At 42.2% G+C, this 16,313-nt stretch carries 15 protein-coding genes and 1 pseudogene; 15 read left to right on the top strand and 1 reads right to left on the bottom strand.

The annotated features are described in order from the left end of the window. The first annotated feature begins 22 nt into the window (after positions 1-22). The 8 genes and pseudogenes from ACXADE_RS14190 (at position 23) to uvrC (ending at position 8,290) form a co-directional block, all read left to right on the top strand. Positions 23-430 carry a DUF350 domain-containing protein gene (locus ACXADE_RS14190; RefSeq protein ID WP_474981100.1) on the top strand — a complete coding sequence of 136 codons (408 nt, stop codon included), beginning with the start codon at positions 23-25 and terminating at the stop codon, positions 428-430. Positions 431-862: 432 nt separating this feature from the next. Next, on the top strand, positions 863-2,566 hold the full coding sequence (locus tag ACXADE_RS14185) for a long-chain-fatty-acid--CoA ligase (protein ID WP_474981099.1): 1,704 nt from the start codon (positions 863-865) through the stop codon (positions 2,564-2,566). Positions 2,567-2,662: 96 nt separating this feature from the next. After that, entirely contained in the window at positions 2,663-3,253 is a 591-nt protein-coding gene (locus ACXADE_RS14180; RefSeq protein WP_474981098.1) for a TetR/AcrR family transcriptional regulator, read from the top strand. 16 nt (positions 3,254-3,269) lie between these two features. Continuing rightward, entirely contained in the window at positions 3,270-4,043 is a 774-nt protein-coding gene (locus ACXADE_RS14175; protein WP_474981097.1) for an enoyl-CoA hydratase, read from the top strand. Between the two features lie 18 nt (positions 4,044-4,061). Continuing rightward, positions 4,062-4,835 (top strand): electron transfer flavoprotein subunit beta/FixA family protein, encoded by a 774-nt coding sequence (locus tag ACXADE_RS14170; RefSeq protein WP_474981096.1) that lies wholly within the window; start codon positions 4,062-4,064, stop codon positions 4,833-4,835. A gap of 25 nt (positions 4,836-4,860) precedes the next feature. Continuing rightward, positions 4,861-5,841 carry an electron transfer flavoprotein subunit alpha/FixB family protein gene (locus ACXADE_RS14165; protein ID WP_474981095.1) on the top strand — a complete coding sequence of 327 codons (981 nt, stop codon included), beginning with the start codon at positions 4,861-4,863 and terminating at the stop codon, positions 5,839-5,841. 134 nt (positions 5,842-5,975) lie between these two features. Then, positions 5,976-6,293, top strand: a pseudogene (gene trxA, locus ACXADE_RS14160) (thioredoxin); the annotation flags it as partial. 197 nt (positions 6,294-6,490) lie between these two features. Further along, on the top strand, positions 6,491-8,290 hold the full coding sequence (gene uvrC / locus ACXADE_RS14155) for an excinuclease ABC subunit UvrC (RefSeq protein ID WP_474981094.1): 1,800 nt from the start codon (positions 6,491-6,493) through the stop codon (positions 8,288-8,290). A 22-nt stretch (positions 8,291-8,312) separates the two neighbouring features. Here uvrC and ACXADE_RS14150 read toward each other — a convergent pair whose 3' ends face one another. Beyond that, positions 8,313-8,756, bottom strand: coding sequence for a YslB family protein (locus ACXADE_RS14150; RefSeq protein WP_474981093.1), 444 nt, complete (start codon positions 8,754-8,756; stop codon positions 8,313-8,315). Positions 8,757-9,035: 279 nt separating this feature from the next. Here ACXADE_RS14150 and ACXADE_RS14145 point away from each other — a divergent pair, with 279 nt between their 5' ends. From ACXADE_RS14145 to ACXADE_RS14115, 7 genes are all read left to right on the top strand, one after another. Continuing rightward, positions 9,036-9,656, top strand: a complete 621-nt coding sequence (locus ACXADE_RS14145; RefSeq protein ID WP_474981092.1) for a succinate dehydrogenase cytochrome b558 subunit — start codon at positions 9,036-9,038, stop codon at positions 9,654-9,656. Positions 9,657-9,718: 62 nt separating this feature from the next. Further along, positions 9,719-11,470, top strand: coding sequence for a succinate dehydrogenase flavoprotein subunit (gene sdhA / locus ACXADE_RS14140; protein WP_474981091.1), 1,752 nt, complete (start codon positions 9,719-9,721; stop codon positions 11,468-11,470). A 14-nt stretch (positions 11,471-11,484) separates the two neighbouring features. Further along, entirely contained in the window at positions 11,485-12,249 is a 765-nt protein-coding gene (sdhB, locus tag ACXADE_RS14135) for a succinate dehydrogenase iron-sulfur subunit (protein WP_474981090.1), read from the top strand. 132 nt (positions 12,250-12,381) lie between these two features. Continuing rightward, positions 12,382-14,703 (top strand): sensor histidine kinase, encoded by a 2,322-nt coding sequence (locus tag ACXADE_RS14130; RefSeq protein ID WP_474981089.1) that lies wholly within the window; start codon positions 12,382-12,384, stop codon positions 14,701-14,703. Continuing rightward, positions 14,700-15,350, top strand: a complete 651-nt coding sequence (locus ACXADE_RS14125) for a response regulator transcription factor (RefSeq protein ID WP_474981088.1) — start codon at positions 14,700-14,702, stop codon at positions 15,348-15,350. Before ACXADE_RS14130 ends, ACXADE_RS14125 begins: the two co-directional genes overlap by 4 nt. Before the next feature lie 94 nt (positions 15,351-15,444). Next, positions 15,445-15,669 carry a helix-turn-helix domain-containing protein gene (locus ACXADE_RS14120; protein ID WP_008635211.1) on the top strand — a complete coding sequence of 75 codons (225 nt, stop codon included), beginning with the start codon at positions 15,445-15,447 and terminating at the stop codon, positions 15,667-15,669. Positions 15,670-15,870: 201 nt separating this feature from the next. Further along, complete coding sequence (locus tag ACXADE_RS14115; protein WP_474982234.1) at positions 15,871-16,296, top strand: MarR family winged helix-turn-helix transcriptional regulator; 426 nt, start codon at positions 15,871-15,873, stop codon at positions 16,294-16,296. Positions 16,297-16,313: the final 17 nt, after the last annotated feature.

The raw sequence follows: 16,313 nt of genomic DNA, 5'->3' as shown, positions 1-16,313 counted from the left end.
TCGTTGAAAAGGGAGCGGAAGAATGAGTAATTTTTGGGAATACACACTAGTGGAAACCGCAGCCCGCTACAGTGTAGTCGTCCTTTGTTTGGTTTTATTCATGGCGATTTTTGAAATCGTAACTTCTTATAATAATTGGGAGCAAATCAAAAAAGGAAACATGGCTGTAGCGATGGCTACAGGAGGCAAACTTTTTGGGATTGCAAACATCTTTCGTTTTTCAATTGAACATAATGACTCGCTGACCCAAACCATGGGCTGGGGTTTGTATGGATTTGCACTTCTATTATGTGGCTATTTTATTTTCGAGTTTTTGACCCCATCATTTAAAATTGATGAAGAAATTGCCAATGATAACCGAGCCGTAGGGTTCATATCCTTAGTCATATCCATAGGCCTTTCTTATGTCATTGGAGCAAATATCCTTTAAGGAGAGAGACAGTGGAAACCTTAGCGAAAATATTAATGGTTGTCGCCGCGGCCTTTCTCATCGTCGGCATCCTGTTTTTTATCATATAAGGCTGAAATTTATCAAGAAACAAGAAGCCTGACATCTACAGGGCTTCTTGTTTTTTTGATATTCATGGCAGGATATTTGAACTCCATTCATTATATGGGAAGGGTGGCCGGAGTAGGGGATAATCCTGTGGGAAACGAGGGTTCATCGCGCTCCCACGGAAAACGATCCATCCCCGCAGTCTCATCTTGTACAATAGTCTTGAAGCTGACTTTTACAAATCGAAGGCATATGTGAAAGGGCGGGAATAATGGGTAATATTTTCAATTTTTTAAATAATAATTCAAATATGCTCCTTTTGTCGTTATAATAGGAGGGAAGACATTTATTAGGGAGGTCTGTTAAATGAGTGATTTTCAACGCCCCTGGCACAAGTTATATCCACCAGAAGTCCCTGTCACCATCGATTATCAAGAAAAACCACTCCAGGATTACCTGAAAGAAAGTGCTGAATTATACGGCGGAAAGAAAGCGCTTTATTTTATGGGGAAGGAGTTGAATTATAAAGAAGTTTATGAGCAAGCCCAAGCAGTGGCTGCCTATTTACAAAGTCTTGGTCTGGAGAAGGGTGACAGAGTTTCCATCATGCTCCCCAATTGTCCTCAGTCTGTCATATCCTACTATGGTGTCCTCATGGCCGGAGGGATTGTTGTTCAGACCAACCCTCTATATATGGAAAGAGAATTAGAGTATCAAATGAATGATTCAGGCGCTAAGATGATTATCTGCCTCGATATATTATATCCGAAAGCTGCTAATATCAAAGCGGATACTCCACTTGAACATATCATCGTTACGGGAATTAAGGACTATCTCCCTTTTCCTAAAAATAAGATTTACCCATTCATTCAAAAACGGCAGTATCAAGTACTTGTTAAAGCGGAACAGTCGACAGACACTCACCTTTGGACTCATTTATTGAAAAATTCCAGTGGGGAAGTTGAGAAAGTGGACATCGATCCTAAGGAGGATCTTGCTTTACTGCAATACACTGGGGGGACCACAGGGTTTCCCAAAGGTGTCATGCTGACGCATTATAACTTGATTGTAAACACTCAAATGTCGAAAAAATGGTTGTATAAATGCCAAGATGGAGAAGAAACAGTTCTTGCTATTCTGCCATTTTTCCATGTCTATGGTATGACATCGGTTATGAATCTCTCGGTCATGATGGGGAATAAGATGATCCTCATGCCTAAATTCGAGCCGGAGGACGTTTTGAAAACCATTGAAAAGCAAAAGCCAACACTGTTTCCTGGTGCTCCTACCATTTATATCGCCTTATTGAATCATCCAGATTTGAAAAAATATGACCTTTCATCCATTGAAGCGTGCATAAGTGGATCAGCTCCTTTACCGGTGGAGGTCCAAGAACGATTTGAAGCTGTAACTGGAGGCCGCCTTGTTGAAGGGTATGGTTTGACTGAGACATCGCCGGTCACTCACTCCAATTTAGTGTGGGGCAATCGCATGAGCGGCAGTATCGGCGTCCCATGGCCAGATACAGATGCCACCATTTTTAAAATGGATGAAGATAAGACGGCGGAAAACGGAGAAATAGGTGAAATTGTCGTCAAAGGGCCGCAGGTCATGAAAGGATATTGGAACAGGCCTGAAGAAACCGCACAAGTTTTGAGCGATGACGGTTGGTTCCGTACGGGGGATATGGGTTATATGGATGATGCCGGCTATTTTTACATTGTAGATCGGAAGAAAGATATGATTATCGCTGGTGGCTATAACATTTACCCGCGTGAAGTGGAAGAAGTCCTCTATGAGCATTCGGAGGTACAGGAAGCGGTCGTTGTAGGTGTCCCTGATCCATACCGGGGTGAGACTGTAAAAGCCTTTATCGTTAAGAAACAAGGAAGTGAAATTACAGAAGACGAATTGAATGAATACTGTCGCAAAAACATGGCCGCATTTAAAGTTCCGCGCTTATATGAGTTCCGGGAAGAGTTGCCGAAAACGGCAGTTGGAAAGATTTTGAGACGCACTTTAGTGGAAGAAGAGAAAAGAAAGTATGAGGAATCTGAAAGCATTCAGTAAAAAAAAGAAAGTTGACAGAATATTTCTTTGCTTGTAGAATAATAAGTGAATGATGGTTCATTCATTTTTAGTTCGATATAGCAAGGAGATATTCCAATGAAAAAAAACAAGCCGAAGTTCAAACAGATTATAGATGCTGCTGTCGAAGTCATTGCTGAAAATGGCTACCACTCTTCCCAAGTATCCAAAATTGCAAAAAAAGCAGGAGTTGCGGACGGAACCATCTATCTATATTTTAAAAACAAGGAAGACATTTTGGTTTCATTGTTTCAAGAAAAAATGGGCCAATTCATAGAAAAGATTGAGCATGCTACAACCTCTAAGCAGTCAGCTGAACAAAAGTTGCTAACTTTAATCCATACACATTTTGAACAGTTGGCTGCCGATCACCATCTTGCTATCGTGACACAGTTGGAATTGCGCCAGTCCAATAAGGAGTTGAGGCAGAAAATCAACTTTGTATTGAAGCGCTATTTAAATGTCATTGATCAAATTGTAGAAGACGGGATTGAAGAGGGGTTGTTCCGCAGTGGCCTGGATCGCCGCCTTGTCCGCCAGATGATCTTTGGCACGATGGATGAGACGGTGACCAACTGGGTCATGAAAGAACAGCGTTATAACATAGAAGACCAGGCGAAAGAAGTCCATAGTTTGATTGTTAATGGGTTAGCCCGCCAAGATAAATAAGAAAGGGGAATATGAATTGTCTACTTTAGCCTCACATGTAAAAGGGAATGTAGCAGAGATTGTTATTCAAAGTCCACCGGCCAATGCATTATCTAGTTCTATTCTCAAGGACCTTTCCAACGAATTGGATCAAATTGAAAGGGATTCTTCCATCAAAGCCATCCTCCTGAAAGGAGAAGGGCGATTCTTTTCTGCTGGTGCTGACATTAAGGAGTTCACTTCCCTTCAAGGGGAAGAGGATTATAAGGGGCTTGCAGCCAAAGGACAGCATTTATTCAATCGAATCGAGAATTTCCATATTCCGGTCATTGCTGTTATACATGGAGCAGCTCTTGGAGGTGGACTGGAGCTTGCCATGTCCTGTCATATTCGCTATGTAGCAGATGATGCGAAGCTTGGGTTGCCGGAACTGAACCTGGGCATTGTCCCCGGGTTTGCTGGCACACAGAGGCTTCCAAGATATGTTGGACCAGCGAAAGCCTATGAAATGATTTTGACAGGGGTGCCTATTACGGGTGAGGAAGCTGCCCGCTTTGGTCTTGCCAACCAAAGCTTTTCGATGGATGATCTTTTTGAGAAAGCCGAGAAACTTGCTCATCTCATTGCAGAAAAGAGTGGACCGACAATTCATCATGTCATGAAACTCATTCCGTATGCTCATACTTCCCAGTTTGAAGCGGGCAACAATGCGGAGGCACAGGCTTTTGGTGAAGTCTTTGGGAATGAAGATGCCAAAGAAGGAATTCAAGCTTTCATTGAAAAGAGAAAACCAGCATTTAAAAATCAATAATCCAGGAGGTTTATCGATATGAATATCTATGTTTTGCTGAAAAGAACGTTTGACACAGAGGAAAAAATATCCGTCAGTAATGGAGTAATTGCTGATGATGGCGCTGAGTACATCATTAACCCATATGATGAGTATGCGGTGGAAGAAGCCATCAATCTGCGCGATGAGCATGGTGGAGAAGTTACCGTGGTAACCATCGGTGAGGAAGAAGCAGAGAAACAGCTTCGGACGGCGCTGGCTATGGGAGCAGACAAAGCTGTCCTCATTAATACGGAAGATGATCTTGAAGAGGGAGATCAGTTTACAACAGTCAAAATCTTAGAAGCTTTCTTTGAGGGGAAAGAAGTGGATATCATTTTAGGTGGTAATGTAGCGATCGATGAAGCAAGTGGGCAAGTAGGGCCTCGTCTTGCTGAACGTTTGGATATGGCATGTGTGACAACGATTACGGACATCAAAATTGACGGAACGATAGTAAATATTGAACGGGACGTTGAAGGAGATGTCGAAAAAGTGGAAACTTCCCTTCCAGTATTAGTCACCTGTCAGCAAGGGTTGAACGAACCAAGGTATCCTTCTCTTCCTGGAATTATGAAAGCGAAGAAAAAACCATTGGATGAGTTGGAAATTGACGATCTTGATCTTGATGAAGATGACGTGGAACCAAAAACGAAAACGACAGAAATCTTTCTGCCCCCTGCTAAAGAAGCAGGAAAAGTACTTGAGGGAGAGGTCGATGATCAAGTTAAAGAGTTAGTATCCTTATTAAAAACAGAAGCGAAAGTACTATAAATAGACAAGGGAAAGGAGAATCTGTATGAGTAAAAAAGTTTTAGTGATTGGGGAATCTAGAGAGGGAACGCTTCGTAATGTAACCTTCGAAGCTATTGCAGCGGCAAACATTGTAAGTGATGGAGGAGAAGTTGTCGGAGTCCTTTGTGGTGATGGCGACTTGAAAGAAATGGGTCAAGAGATGGTTTATTACGGGGCTTCCAGAGTAATCACTGTCTCAAACCCAGAATTGAAAACGTATACATCTGATGGGTATGGTCAAGCGGTACACCAAGTCATCCAGGAAGAGTCACCTGATGGAATTATCATGGGACATACAGCCATCGGCAAAGATTTGACACCGAAACTTGCAAGTAAGCTTGAATCTGGTTTGATCTCAGATGCAACAGAAGTGGTCTCTGAAGGAGGCGACATTGTTTTCACCAGACCGATTTACTCGGGTAAAGCATTTGAAAAGAAAGTAGTAACGGACGGTCTGGTGTTCGCAACCATTCGTCCGAATAATATACCATCCCTAAACAAAGATGAAGCCTTGGCAGGAAGCATTTCTGAGAAGGATGTGGAAATTTCCAATATCCGTACAATAATCAAAGATGTCCTTCGTAAATCTTCGGATGGCGTTGACCTCTCTGAAGCGAAAGTTATCGTTGCAGGAGGCCGGGGAGTCAAGAGTTCTGAAGGGTTTGAACCTCTAGAAAAATTGGCAGAAGCCCTAGGTGGGACCGTGGGGGCTTCTCGAGGAGCCTGTGACGCAGGATACTGCGATTACTCCTTGCAAATTGGTCAAACAGGTAAAGTCGTAACTCCTGATTTATACATTGCTTGCGGGATTTCCGGAGCTATTCAACACTTAGCGGGTATGTCGAATTCCAAAGTAATTGTTGCGATTAACGAAGATCCGGAAGCCAACATCTTCAATGTAGCGGATTATGGCATTGTCGGGGACTTGTTCGACGTTGTGCCTAAGTTGATTGAAGAAATCAAAGAAATGAAAGTAAACGCATAATTGAGAAGCAGGCCGAAGCCAAATATTTGGCTTCGGCTTTATTCCATGTTTAAATAAGGTATAAACAAATTGTTAGTCACTAAAAATAGATAGTGATATACTCTTAACAGACTACAAGGTCGAGGAGGAATTATAGAATGGCAATTGTAAAAGCATCTGACCAAACATTTACTGAAGAAACAGGTCAGGGACTAGTCCTGGCAGACTTTTGGGCACCATGGTGCGGCCCTTGTAAAATGATTGCACCTGTATTGGAAGAATTGGATGCGGAAATGAGCGACCAAGTAAAAATCGTTAAACTTGATGTTGACGAGAACCAAGAAACAGCAGGAAAATTTGGAGTCATGAGTATCCCAACACTGCTTCTCTTCAAAGATGGTCAGGTGGTTGATCAAGTGATCGGCTTCCAACCAAAAGAAGCGTTAGCAGAATTGATTCAGAAGCATTCGTAAAAATGTACGAAGAAAGCCGCGTTGCCTTGCAACGCGGCTTTCCTTATCTTTGATATGATTCAGGCTCAATAGCTTAAGCAGCTTTTTGTGTGGATACCCAAAGCGCTGCTTAAGCTCTCAAGGCATTGAACCTGCATACTTATCCCTTCTTCGTGGTATTTTCTATATATAATCTGTAAGGCATGGAGTGAATTTGCATGAATTCGACGATAAAAGAAAAACTGGCGGTTCTTCCAGATCAGCCGGGTTGTTATTTGATGAAAGATAAAAATGATACCATCATTTATGTAGGAAAGTCCAAAGTGCTGAAAAACCGTGTGCGTTCCTACTTCACCGGGGCTCATGATGGAAAGACACAGCGATTGGTCAGAGAAATTGTTAATTTTGAATATATCGTAACCACCTCTGAAATTGAAGCCCTGATTTTGGAAATGAACTTAATCAAGAAGTATGATCCAAAATATAACGTACTTCTCAAAGATGATAAAACTTATCCCTATCTAAAGGTGACTTCAGAAAGGCATCCAAGATTGATCGTAACGAGGAATGTGAAGAAGGATAAAGGTAAATACTTCGGGCCATACCCCAATGTCATCGCAGCAAGAGAAACGAAAAAACTGCTGGACAGGTTGTATCCCTTAAGGAAATGTAATAAGATGCCCGACCGTGTTTGTCTTTATTATCATATGCATCAATGTTTGGGTCCTTGTGAATACAAGGTTTCTAAAAAAACGAATGAAGAAATTGTTCAAAATATAACCTCCTTTTTAAACGGAGGTCATACAGAAATAAAGAAAGACTTAAAAAAGCGGATGCTTGAGGCTTCTGAGGAATTGGATTTTGAACGGGCAAAGGAATTGCGAGATCAAATCGAACATATAGAATCCGTCATGGAACAGCAGAAGATGACCATGAACGATCAAGTGGACAGAGATGTATTCGGATATTCTTATGATAAAGGCTGGATGTGTGTCCAAGTCTTTTTCGTCCGTCAAGGCAAATTGATCGAAAGAGACGTCACGCTTTTTCCATTCTTTGATGATCCTGAAGAAACATTCATCAGTTATATCGGTCGCTTTTATCTGCATCAAAACCACCCTTATCCTAAGCAGGTCCTTGTACCCGTCGCTACGGATGTCAATGTATTAGAAGGTGCTTTGGATACAAAGGTGCATATCCCCATGCGCGGACGAAAAAAAGAGTTAGTCGAGCTTGCGATGAAAAATGCTAAAATCTCTTTAGAAGAGAAATTCGCTCTTATTGAAAGGGACGAGGAACGGACAATCAAAGCCGTCGAAGCCCTTGGAGGGCATATGCATATTGAAACCCCTCATCGAATCGAGGCATTTGACAACTCCAACATCCAGGGAGCGGATCCTGTTTCCGCGATGGTGGTATTCATTGACGGGAAACCGAATAAAAAAGAATACCGAAAATATAAGATTAAGGATGTTGAAGGACCTGATGATTATGACACGATGAGAGAAGTTATCCGAAGAAGATACAAACGTGTGCTGAAGGAAAACCTCCCTCTCCCAGATCTAATCGTAGTTGATGGAGGGAAGGGACAAATGACCGCAGCTCTTGATGTTTTGGAAAATGAACTCGGTGTAGACATTCCTCTTTGCGGCCTAGCCAAAGATGATAAGCACAAAACCAGTGAATTGTTATACGGTGAGCCTCCAAGACCGGTCGATCTGGACCGACAATCTCAAGAGTTTTACCTGGTTCAAAGAATTCAGGACGAAGTCCACCGTTTTGCCATATCTTTTCACCGCCAACTGCGAGGAAAAGGGGCCATTCAGTCTGAGCTCGATCAGATCCCGGGAGTGGGTCAGAAGCGTCGACGTTTATTGTTAAGGCATTTCAAATCCGTAACTGATATTAAACAAGCAGAAATAGAGGATATAACTAAGCTTGGGATACCAGAGCCTGTAGCCAATACGATCCTCATCCATTTGAATCAGGAAAACGTAGAAGAACCAGCTGAAGAATGACAGCTGGTTCTTTATGCTTCTCTTAGCCTTTCAGGGCTTTGATTTCGACCGTATTTTCTTTATGGTTCTTTTCTTCGAAACATTCATATGTATGGTCAGTAATTTGGCGGATGACTTCAGCCATGAAACCGCATTCGAGACGGAATTCGACGTTAAATATTTTTTGATTGAGACGCTTCTCGATCATATGCCCGCTCAACATGAAAATCATTTCTTTTCTCTTTTCCTTTACTTGGACCAGCTCTCCCCAACCCATATACTGGAAAAACTCATAAAGCTCCTCCAAAGAGGATATCTCCGTTTGTCTGGCCATGTTTTTCCCCATATAGTAAAGGAGGTAAGGGGCATCTTTACCTAAGAAATCCGGGAGGGTATAGTAACGCATCAGATCAAAACCTGCGCCTGTCCCTACAAGCGATGAAATGTTGCTCGTTGTTAGCTTTGTAGATTCTTTCAAAACGCTCATTCCTTTCTCTCTACATTATCACTCGAAATGAAGCTCGGTGCAATGAAAATTGTTCCTTTTCATCGAAAGGAAATAAATGTGTATTTTCAAGCAAATAATGAACGTGCTTTCTTGACGCTCATACGGGATAGAAGTACAATAAACATGTCACAAATTGTACATTGGTCAGACAAGTTGGGGAAAAAGGGGCTTTTCCTATATTTTTTTCGCTGAATTAAAGCGCTTAACTGTCTGAAAAATGTTCATATTCTAACTGTTATCATCTTGAGGGGGGTAAATATGGCGGGAACACGCGGATACGTTAATCGAAGACTGCATTCACTATTGGGGGTCCTCCCAATCGGGATCTTTTTGATCCAGCATTTGACTGTGAACTTTTTTGCAACACGTGGACCACAAGCATTTAACGATGCAGCTCACTTTATGGAGAGTTTGCCATATCGTTATGTATTGGAGACTTTCATCATCTTTTTACCACTGTTGTTTCACTCTATTTACGGAGTGTATATTGCTTTCACAGCAAAAAGTAACTTATCAAACTTCGGTTATTTCCGGAACTGGATGTTCATTTTCCAACGGATCACTGGAATCATCACACTCATATTCATTGCTTGGCATGTATGGGAAACGAGAATTGCCATTGGTTTTGGTTGGGCAGAACTGAACTATTCATTGATGGAAGGCATCCTTACTGAACCTTTCTTCTTCTGGTTCTACATAGTAGGGGTCATTTCAACGACCTTCCACTTTTCTAATGGTCTTTGGTCGTTCTTTGTCAGCTGGGGCATTACAGTATCACCTCGCTCACAGAAGATTATGACCTATGCAAGCATCATCATTTTCCTTGCGATTTCTTATGTTGGTGTTCGTACACTGATTCAATTCGCATATGGCATATAATCAATGAAGATTTTAAATACGAAATGGTAGATTTCGAGTATTCAAGGGAGTGAGCTTCAATCATGACAAACCGTAATATTGTTGTTGTCGGTGGTGGTTTAGCCGGCCTAATGGCAACAATTAAAGCAGCAGAACAAGGGGTTCACGTGGACTTGCTTTCCATTGTTCCTGTTAAGCGTTCTCACTCTGTATGCGCCCAGGGCGGAATTAACGGGGCAGTTAACACGAAAGGGGAAGGCGATTCCCCATGGGAACACTTTGACGATACAGTTTATGGGGGAGACTTCTTAGCAAACCAGCCCCCAGTCAAGGCGATGTGTGATGCAGCGCCTGGCATTATTCATTTATTAGACCGTATGGGTGTTATGTTTAACCGTACGCCGGAAGGTCTTCTCGACTTCCGTCGATTTGGTGGAACCCAGCATCACCGTACAGCATTCGCAGGGGCAACGACAGGACAGCAGCTTCTATATGCATTGGACGAGCAGGTCCGTCGTCACGAAGTGAACGGTCTCGTTACAAAATATGAGAACTGGGAATTTCTTTCTGCGATTGTAGATGAACAAGGAGTAGGTCGTGGAATTGTCGGCCAGAACCTTAGTGACCATGAAATCAAAGCTTTCCCGGCAGACGCTGTGATCATGGCAACTGGCGGGCCTGGAATCATTTTCGGTAAGTCAACGAACTCTGTCATCAACACTGGCTCTGCAGCCGGATCACTTTACCAGCAAGGCGTAGATTATGCCAACGGTGAATTCATTCAAATTCACCCGACTGCGATTCCTGGAGACGATAAATTACGTCTTATGAGTGAGTCTGCTCGTGGGGAAGGTGGACGTGTCTGGACGTATAAAGATGGTGAACCTTGGTATTTCCTAGAGGAAAAATATCCGGCATATGGTAACCTCGTTCCTCGTGATATAGCGACACGTGAAATTTTTGATGTGTGCGTGAATCAAAAGTTGGGGATCAACGGCGAAAATATGGTCTACTTGGATCTTTCTCATAAAGATCCAAAAGAATTGGATGTTAAACTTGGTGGAATCATCGAGATTTACGAGAAGTTCGTTGGGGATGATCCACGTAAAGTACCTATGAAAATTTTCCCTGCTGTCCACTATTCCATGGGTGGAATGTGGGTTGACTACGATCAAATGACTAATATCCCCGGAATCTTTGCTGCCGGAGAATGTGATTATACTCAGCATGGCGGGAACAGACTGGGAGCGAATTCTCTGCTTTCGTCCATTTTTGGAGGTATGGTCGCAGGACCGAACGCCGTTAAGTATGTAGACGGTTTAGAACAGTTGGCTGACGATATGACATCGAAACTGTTTGAAGAAAAAGTGAAGGAAGAACAAGATAAGTTTGAAGAAATTCTTGCCATGGATGGCGATGAGAATGCCTATCAGATTCACAAGGAACTTGGAGAATGGATGACTGATAATGTTACAGTCGTCCGTGAAAACGAAAAACTGTTGAAAACAGATGAGAAGATCGTGGAACTGATGGAGCGATACAGCCGCATTAACATTAACGATACTTCCAGGTGGAGCAACCAGGGTGCGATGTTTACGCGCCAGCTTTGGAACATGCTTCAGCTTGCACGTGTCATAACTCAAGGCGCATACAATCGTAATGAAAGCCGCGGGGCACACTATAAGCCGGAATTCCCTGAACGGAATGATGAAGAATTTTTGAAAACAACGGTTGCAAGCTATGACAAGGAAAACAACAAGCCGGTATTCCGTTATGACGAAGTCGATACATCCTTAATCGAGCCTCGTAAACGTGACTACTCGAAAAGTAAATAAAGGAGGTAACGATCATGAGCGAAAATAAAACGATTACGTTTATCGTCACTCGTCAGGATCATCCTGATGAAGCGTCTTATGAAGAAAAATTTGAGATTCCGTATCGTGAAAATATGAACGTCATCTCTGCGCTTATGGAAATCCGTCGTAACCCCGTGAACGCTGACGGGGAACCGACAACTCCTGTTTATTGGGATATGGGATGTCTTGAGGAAGTATGCGGAGCGTGTTCCATGGTAATCAATGGAACGCCGCGTCAATCTTGTACAGCTCTCGTCGACCAACTGGAACAGCCTATTCGTCTTGCTCCAATGACGACATTCCCGGTCAACCGCGACCTTGCCGTGGACCGTAGCCGGATGTTCGATTCATTGAAGAAAGTAAAAGCGTGGATTCCAATTGACGGGACACATGATCTTGGCCCGGGGCCAAAAATGCCTGAAAGTAAACGGCAGTGGGCTTATGAACTGTCAAAATGTATGACGTGCGGGGTTTGCCTGGAAGCTTGTCCGAATGTTAACGACAAATCGGATTTCATCGGCCCGGCAGCTCTTTCACAAGTCCGTTTGTTCAACTCCCACCCGACTGGGGAAATGAACAAGAGTGAACGTCTGCAAACCATCATGGATGAAGAAGGACTCATGGGTTGCGGAAATGCGCAAAACTGTGTGCAAGCCTGCCCGAAAGGTATTCCTTTGACGACTTCTATCGCTGCTCTCAACCGTGACACCGCTATTGAATCTTTCAAAAGCTTTTTCGGAAGCGACCAGCGAGTATAAACCTACGATTCAAGAAGTCTCCATTGCTGATGGAGGCTTCTTTTCTTTATGTCCATATATTTAGTGGGTTGTAGACAGTTTGGTTCGTAGTATAATAGACATGGTTGAATAATGTCGAAGGTGGATGAATACATGAATAATTTTAAATGGTCGCAGTGGCTGGTTTTATCGTTTTTCATCCTATCCGCATGTTATATGATCGTTTTATCAGTCACTCAGCCGTATTTAGGAATCAGTGTAAATGAAAGAAACGGAGAATGGGTAGTTTCCTCGGTTGAACGCGGAAGCTGGGGAAATAGCCATGGGGTTCCTCTTGGAGGGGAGGTCATGGCTATAAATGAAAAGTCTCCGGAAGCTCATCGTTCCATAGCGATGTTTGATGAGCTTGAAGGAGCGGAATCTTTTACTTTAAGGCACAATGGTGAGGAAATCCTTTTCGATGATATCGATAATTCCAGTCCTCTGCATTGGCTATTATATATTGTTCTCCCTGTACTTTTCTTTTTGGTTATTCTTGGAATATCTTATTTAGTCCATAAACGGGTCCCGAAAAGATATTCAGCAGGACAGTTGATTTTGTTCTTTTTGGCGATTGCTACTGGTTACTTAAGCAACAGTGGAGCTGTTCGGGATGACTTGTACAGTCTGTTTTTAAATACCGGACTTTTTTTGTTTTCACCCGTGATTTTAATTCATTTTCTGTACAATTATTTTCAAGAGTTGAATATTTATTGGTTTTCTAAAAAACTTATTTATTTTTTATATTTCACAGTAGGTTCAGTATCAGTGCTGGAGGGATATTTTTTACTCACACAGTCATATCCGCCATTTTTTGAACCGGTGCCTGGCGCGCTTTTATTAATTCTTTATATAATCTTCTTTTTTGTAATTTACCGTGGACTTTATATCCATAGAGGGACAGCCGTGGGTCCTATTTTTAAATATATGTCAATTGGAAGCATGGTTGCGTTTTTTCCATATATTCTTTTGTATTTAATACCAGCACTTGTTTTTGGAGTCAAAGTCATCACTCTTGAAGTAGCTGCAGCTTTTCTGATCGCTTTACCCATTACATTTATGTATTTGGTGACGCGTGAAAGATTAATTGATATTGATTTCGTGATGACACGGGTTCGTTATTATATGATTCTATCTGTTATACCGAGTCTTTCATTAATGTTTACCATTGGCTGGCTGGTGGACGAAGATTTATATGTGGTTAGTTATATTCAAATGTTCTTGTTGTTCCAATCGTCACTTGTTCTATTTCTCTCGTTAAAGGAAGTTCTGGATTTTAAGCTTCAGCGCTACTTGTTCTCTGCAAGGTATGGGTATCAGGAAAGTATGCACAGAATGGCTCAGGATATGAAAGATCAGTCCAATGCAGTGGATTTAATGAAAGTCATGCGTGATGAAGTGAAGAATGTGCTGAATGTCAGAGACATTTATATCTATTCGAAACATAATAAGAGAAACATGTATTGCGTATATGATCAGATTCCACAGGATATCATTGATCACTTTGACGAATATTTGAATAAAGATCATGATGTGGGTTCTGTTATTGAAACAGATAAGGGGTTCGGAGTCATCGTTGGGTATTCCCTTGAAAAACTAACGATGTTCTGGTGTGAAGGGAAAAAAGACTATACGAACTTAAATCGTGATGAGAAAACCTACTTACAAACGATTTCTCATAACGCCAATATCGCGATTCAAAATATGAATACCATCGAAGATTTGTTGAAAGAGCTTCGGAAGTTGAGAAGTGATCAGACACAAAAGTACCCCACTTGGCTTTCCCGGTTGTTATTCTCGATTGCAGAAAATCAAAGGAAACAGCTTTCGATTGATTTGCATGATACTGTCTTACAGGAACAGCTTTATCTTTATAGGAAGATGGATGATCTCGTACAGCATCGCGAAGATCTGACACAGAGTCTTCATGCGGAACTTGTCATGTATAAAGAGTCTCTTTTGGACAGCATTCATTTGATCCGGGAAACATGCAATGAATTACGTCCAGCTTTTATTGAGGAAATGGGACTTGTTCAATCATTGAAGAACTTAATTCAACAATACCAGCTGCGATCCAATTTCACCGTTTATTTTACAGATGACCGGTTTAATGCTGAGCTTGACCAGGAGCGGATACTTGCGATATTCAGGATTGTACAGGAACTATTGACAAATGCTATGAAACATTCAGATGCTAAAATAGTCAAACTATCGTTGGCGAACCGGGATAATCAAATCGCTCTTTTCTATTCCGACAATGGAAGAGGTATGGATTATTCCATTCAGCGGGATCTGTTTTCCCATATCGGTTTATCTGGCATTGAGCAAAGAGTCCATGGTTTGAATGGGCATTTGGATATTGAAACAGCTCCTGGTGAAGGGTTCAAGACACTGATTACGTTTCCAATAGAAGTCAAAAGGGAGGTCCAAGTATGATGAACGTATTAATCGTTGATGATCATCCAGCCGTGGGAGCCGGTACGAAGTCGATGCTTGAACTAGAAGGAGATATGCAAGTAGACGTCACTTATGAGAATGAGAAAGTAGAAGTGTTATTGAAAGATAAAGCATATGACATTGTCCTATTGGATTTGTATATGCCGGGAATGAACGGAATAGAGCTGGCTAAGAAAATCCGAAATTCTCATCCTGATTTGAAGCTTTTAATATATACCGGTTTTGACTTAAACACTCATTTTAACATGCTGGTTGAAGCTGATATCAACGGTTTCGTCAGTAAAACGGCAACGAGTGAACAGTTGGCTACAGCCATTCGATGTGCATGGAGGGATGAAGTCGTTATCCCCTTACACTTATTTAAGCAATTGAGAAGGTCTGAAGCGAGTGTCAGTATTTCTTCAGAATCAAGTGAGGGGATCGGACTTTCCTTGAATGAAAAGGAGCAGTCCATATTACAGGAAGTGGCTTCAGGTTATACGAACAGGGAAATCGCCCAGACCCTTCATATGTCTCAACGGAGTGTAGAATACACATTGACTGGAATCTTTAATAAACTTAATGTGAGGTCCCGTACCGAGGCTTTATTCAAAGCCCAGGAACTCGGGCTTGTGTCTAAATCATGAAAGCGTAGCACAGGGCGGCCGTTCCGTTCATACGATACAGGGACTAAATAATTCCCCTCATATAAGCTCAGGAACAACAAGGAGGGGTACGCTTGTGAAGGAGGACGGCTATCGGCCAACACAAATTCTTACCAAGCGGGAGCGAGAAGTTTTCGAGCTTCTAGTACAGGATAAGACGACACGTGAGATCGCAAAAGAGCTCTTCATCTCAGAGAAGACTGTGCGGAATCACATCTCGAACGCAATGCAAAAGCTAGGGGTGAAAGGACGTTCCCAGGCAGTTGTAGAACTGTTGCGAATGGGGGAACTGGAATTGTGATCTCCATAGAAAAAGCAAAACATTGCTTCGGGGTGGAGGGGGTCCTTTCAGGTAGGGTGGCGTTTAACGCAGCCTTACCTGAAAGGGTTTTTCTTATAACGAATAGTTAAACCTTGAATTTTTCCTCGTAAACCACGAGAATGGTTTTTATAAAGTATTTTGTTAGGAGTGCTGAATGTGACAAATTCACAACAGACGACCATGGTGGCTGATGTAGAAAAAGAATTGAGATACATAGCCGGAATCATAAAACAAAGAGGACGAGTCATTTTAAACAACTATCCAATTACAGCTCCTCAATTTGTGGCCTTGCAGTGGCTTTTGGAAAAGGGAGACATGACAATTGGTGAGTTGTCCAACTATATTCATCTCGCGTGCAGCACGACGACAGACCTTGTGGATCGTATGGAGAAGAATGAGCTTGTCGAAAGGGTTCGTGACCCTAAGGACCGCCGTGTTGTCCGCATTCACGTTTTAGATAAAGGTCAAAGAATCATCCATGAAGTGATCGAGAAACGACAACATTATCTAGAAGAAGTTTTGGAAGGTGTTCCTGAAGAGGATGTGAAGACTCTTAACCGCCTGCTTCACGTGCTTCATGAAAACATGAAAGAGACAGACAACTAAGAGACAAATGAGGGATG

It is taken from the genome of Halobacillus sp. ABR2_026, from assembly GCF_056158545.1.
Note: the sequence above shows the minus strand (reverse complement) of the source record. Positions and strands in the feature narration are given on the sequence as shown.

Coding starts and splice junctions, on each gene's coding strand:
- ACXADE_RS14145 (WP_474981092.1), top strand. CDS start 9,036: ATGGCGGGAACACGCGGATACGTTAATCGAAGACTGCATTCACTATTG.
- ACXADE_RS14115 (WP_474982234.1), top strand. CDS start 15,871: ATGGTGGCTGATGTAGAAAAAGAATTGAGATACATAGCCGGAATCATA.
- ACXADE_RS14180 (WP_474981098.1), top strand. CDS start 2,663: ATGAAAAAAAACAAGCCGAAGTTCAAACAGATTATAGATGCTGCTGTC.
- ACXADE_RS14170 (WP_474981096.1), top strand. CDS start 4,062: ATGAATATCTATGTTTTGCTGAAAAGAACGTTTGACACAGAGGAAAAA.
- ACXADE_RS14165 (WP_474981095.1), top strand. CDS start 4,861: ATGAGTAAAAAAGTTTTAGTGATTGGGGAATCTAGAGAGGGAACGCTT.
- ACXADE_RS14190 (WP_474981100.1), top strand. CDS start 23: ATGAGTAATTTTTGGGAATACACACTAGTGGAAACCGCAGCCCGCTAC.
- ACXADE_RS14150 (WP_474981093.1), bottom strand. CDS start 8,756: ATGAGCGTTTTGAAAGAATCTACAAAGCTAACAACGAGCAACATTTCA.
- ACXADE_RS14185 (WP_474981099.1), top strand. CDS start 863: ATGAGTGATTTTCAACGCCCCTGGCACAAGTTATATCCACCAGAAGTC.
- sdhA (WP_474981091.1), top strand. CDS start 9,719: ATGACAAACCGTAATATTGTTGTTGTCGGTGGTGGTTTAGCCGGCCTA.
- ACXADE_RS14130 (WP_474981089.1), top strand. CDS start 12,382: ATGAATAATTTTAAATGGTCGCAGTGGCTGGTTTTATCGTTTTTCATC.
- uvrC (WP_474981094.1), top strand. CDS start 6,491: ATGAATTCGACGATAAAAGAAAAACTGGCGGTTCTTCCAGATCAGCCG.
- sdhB (WP_474981090.1), top strand. CDS start 11,485: ATGAGCGAAAATAAAACGATTACGTTTATCGTCACTCGTCAGGATCAT.
- ACXADE_RS14125 (WP_474981088.1), top strand. CDS start 14,700: ATGATGAACGTATTAATCGTTGATGATCATCCAGCCGTGGGAGCCGGT.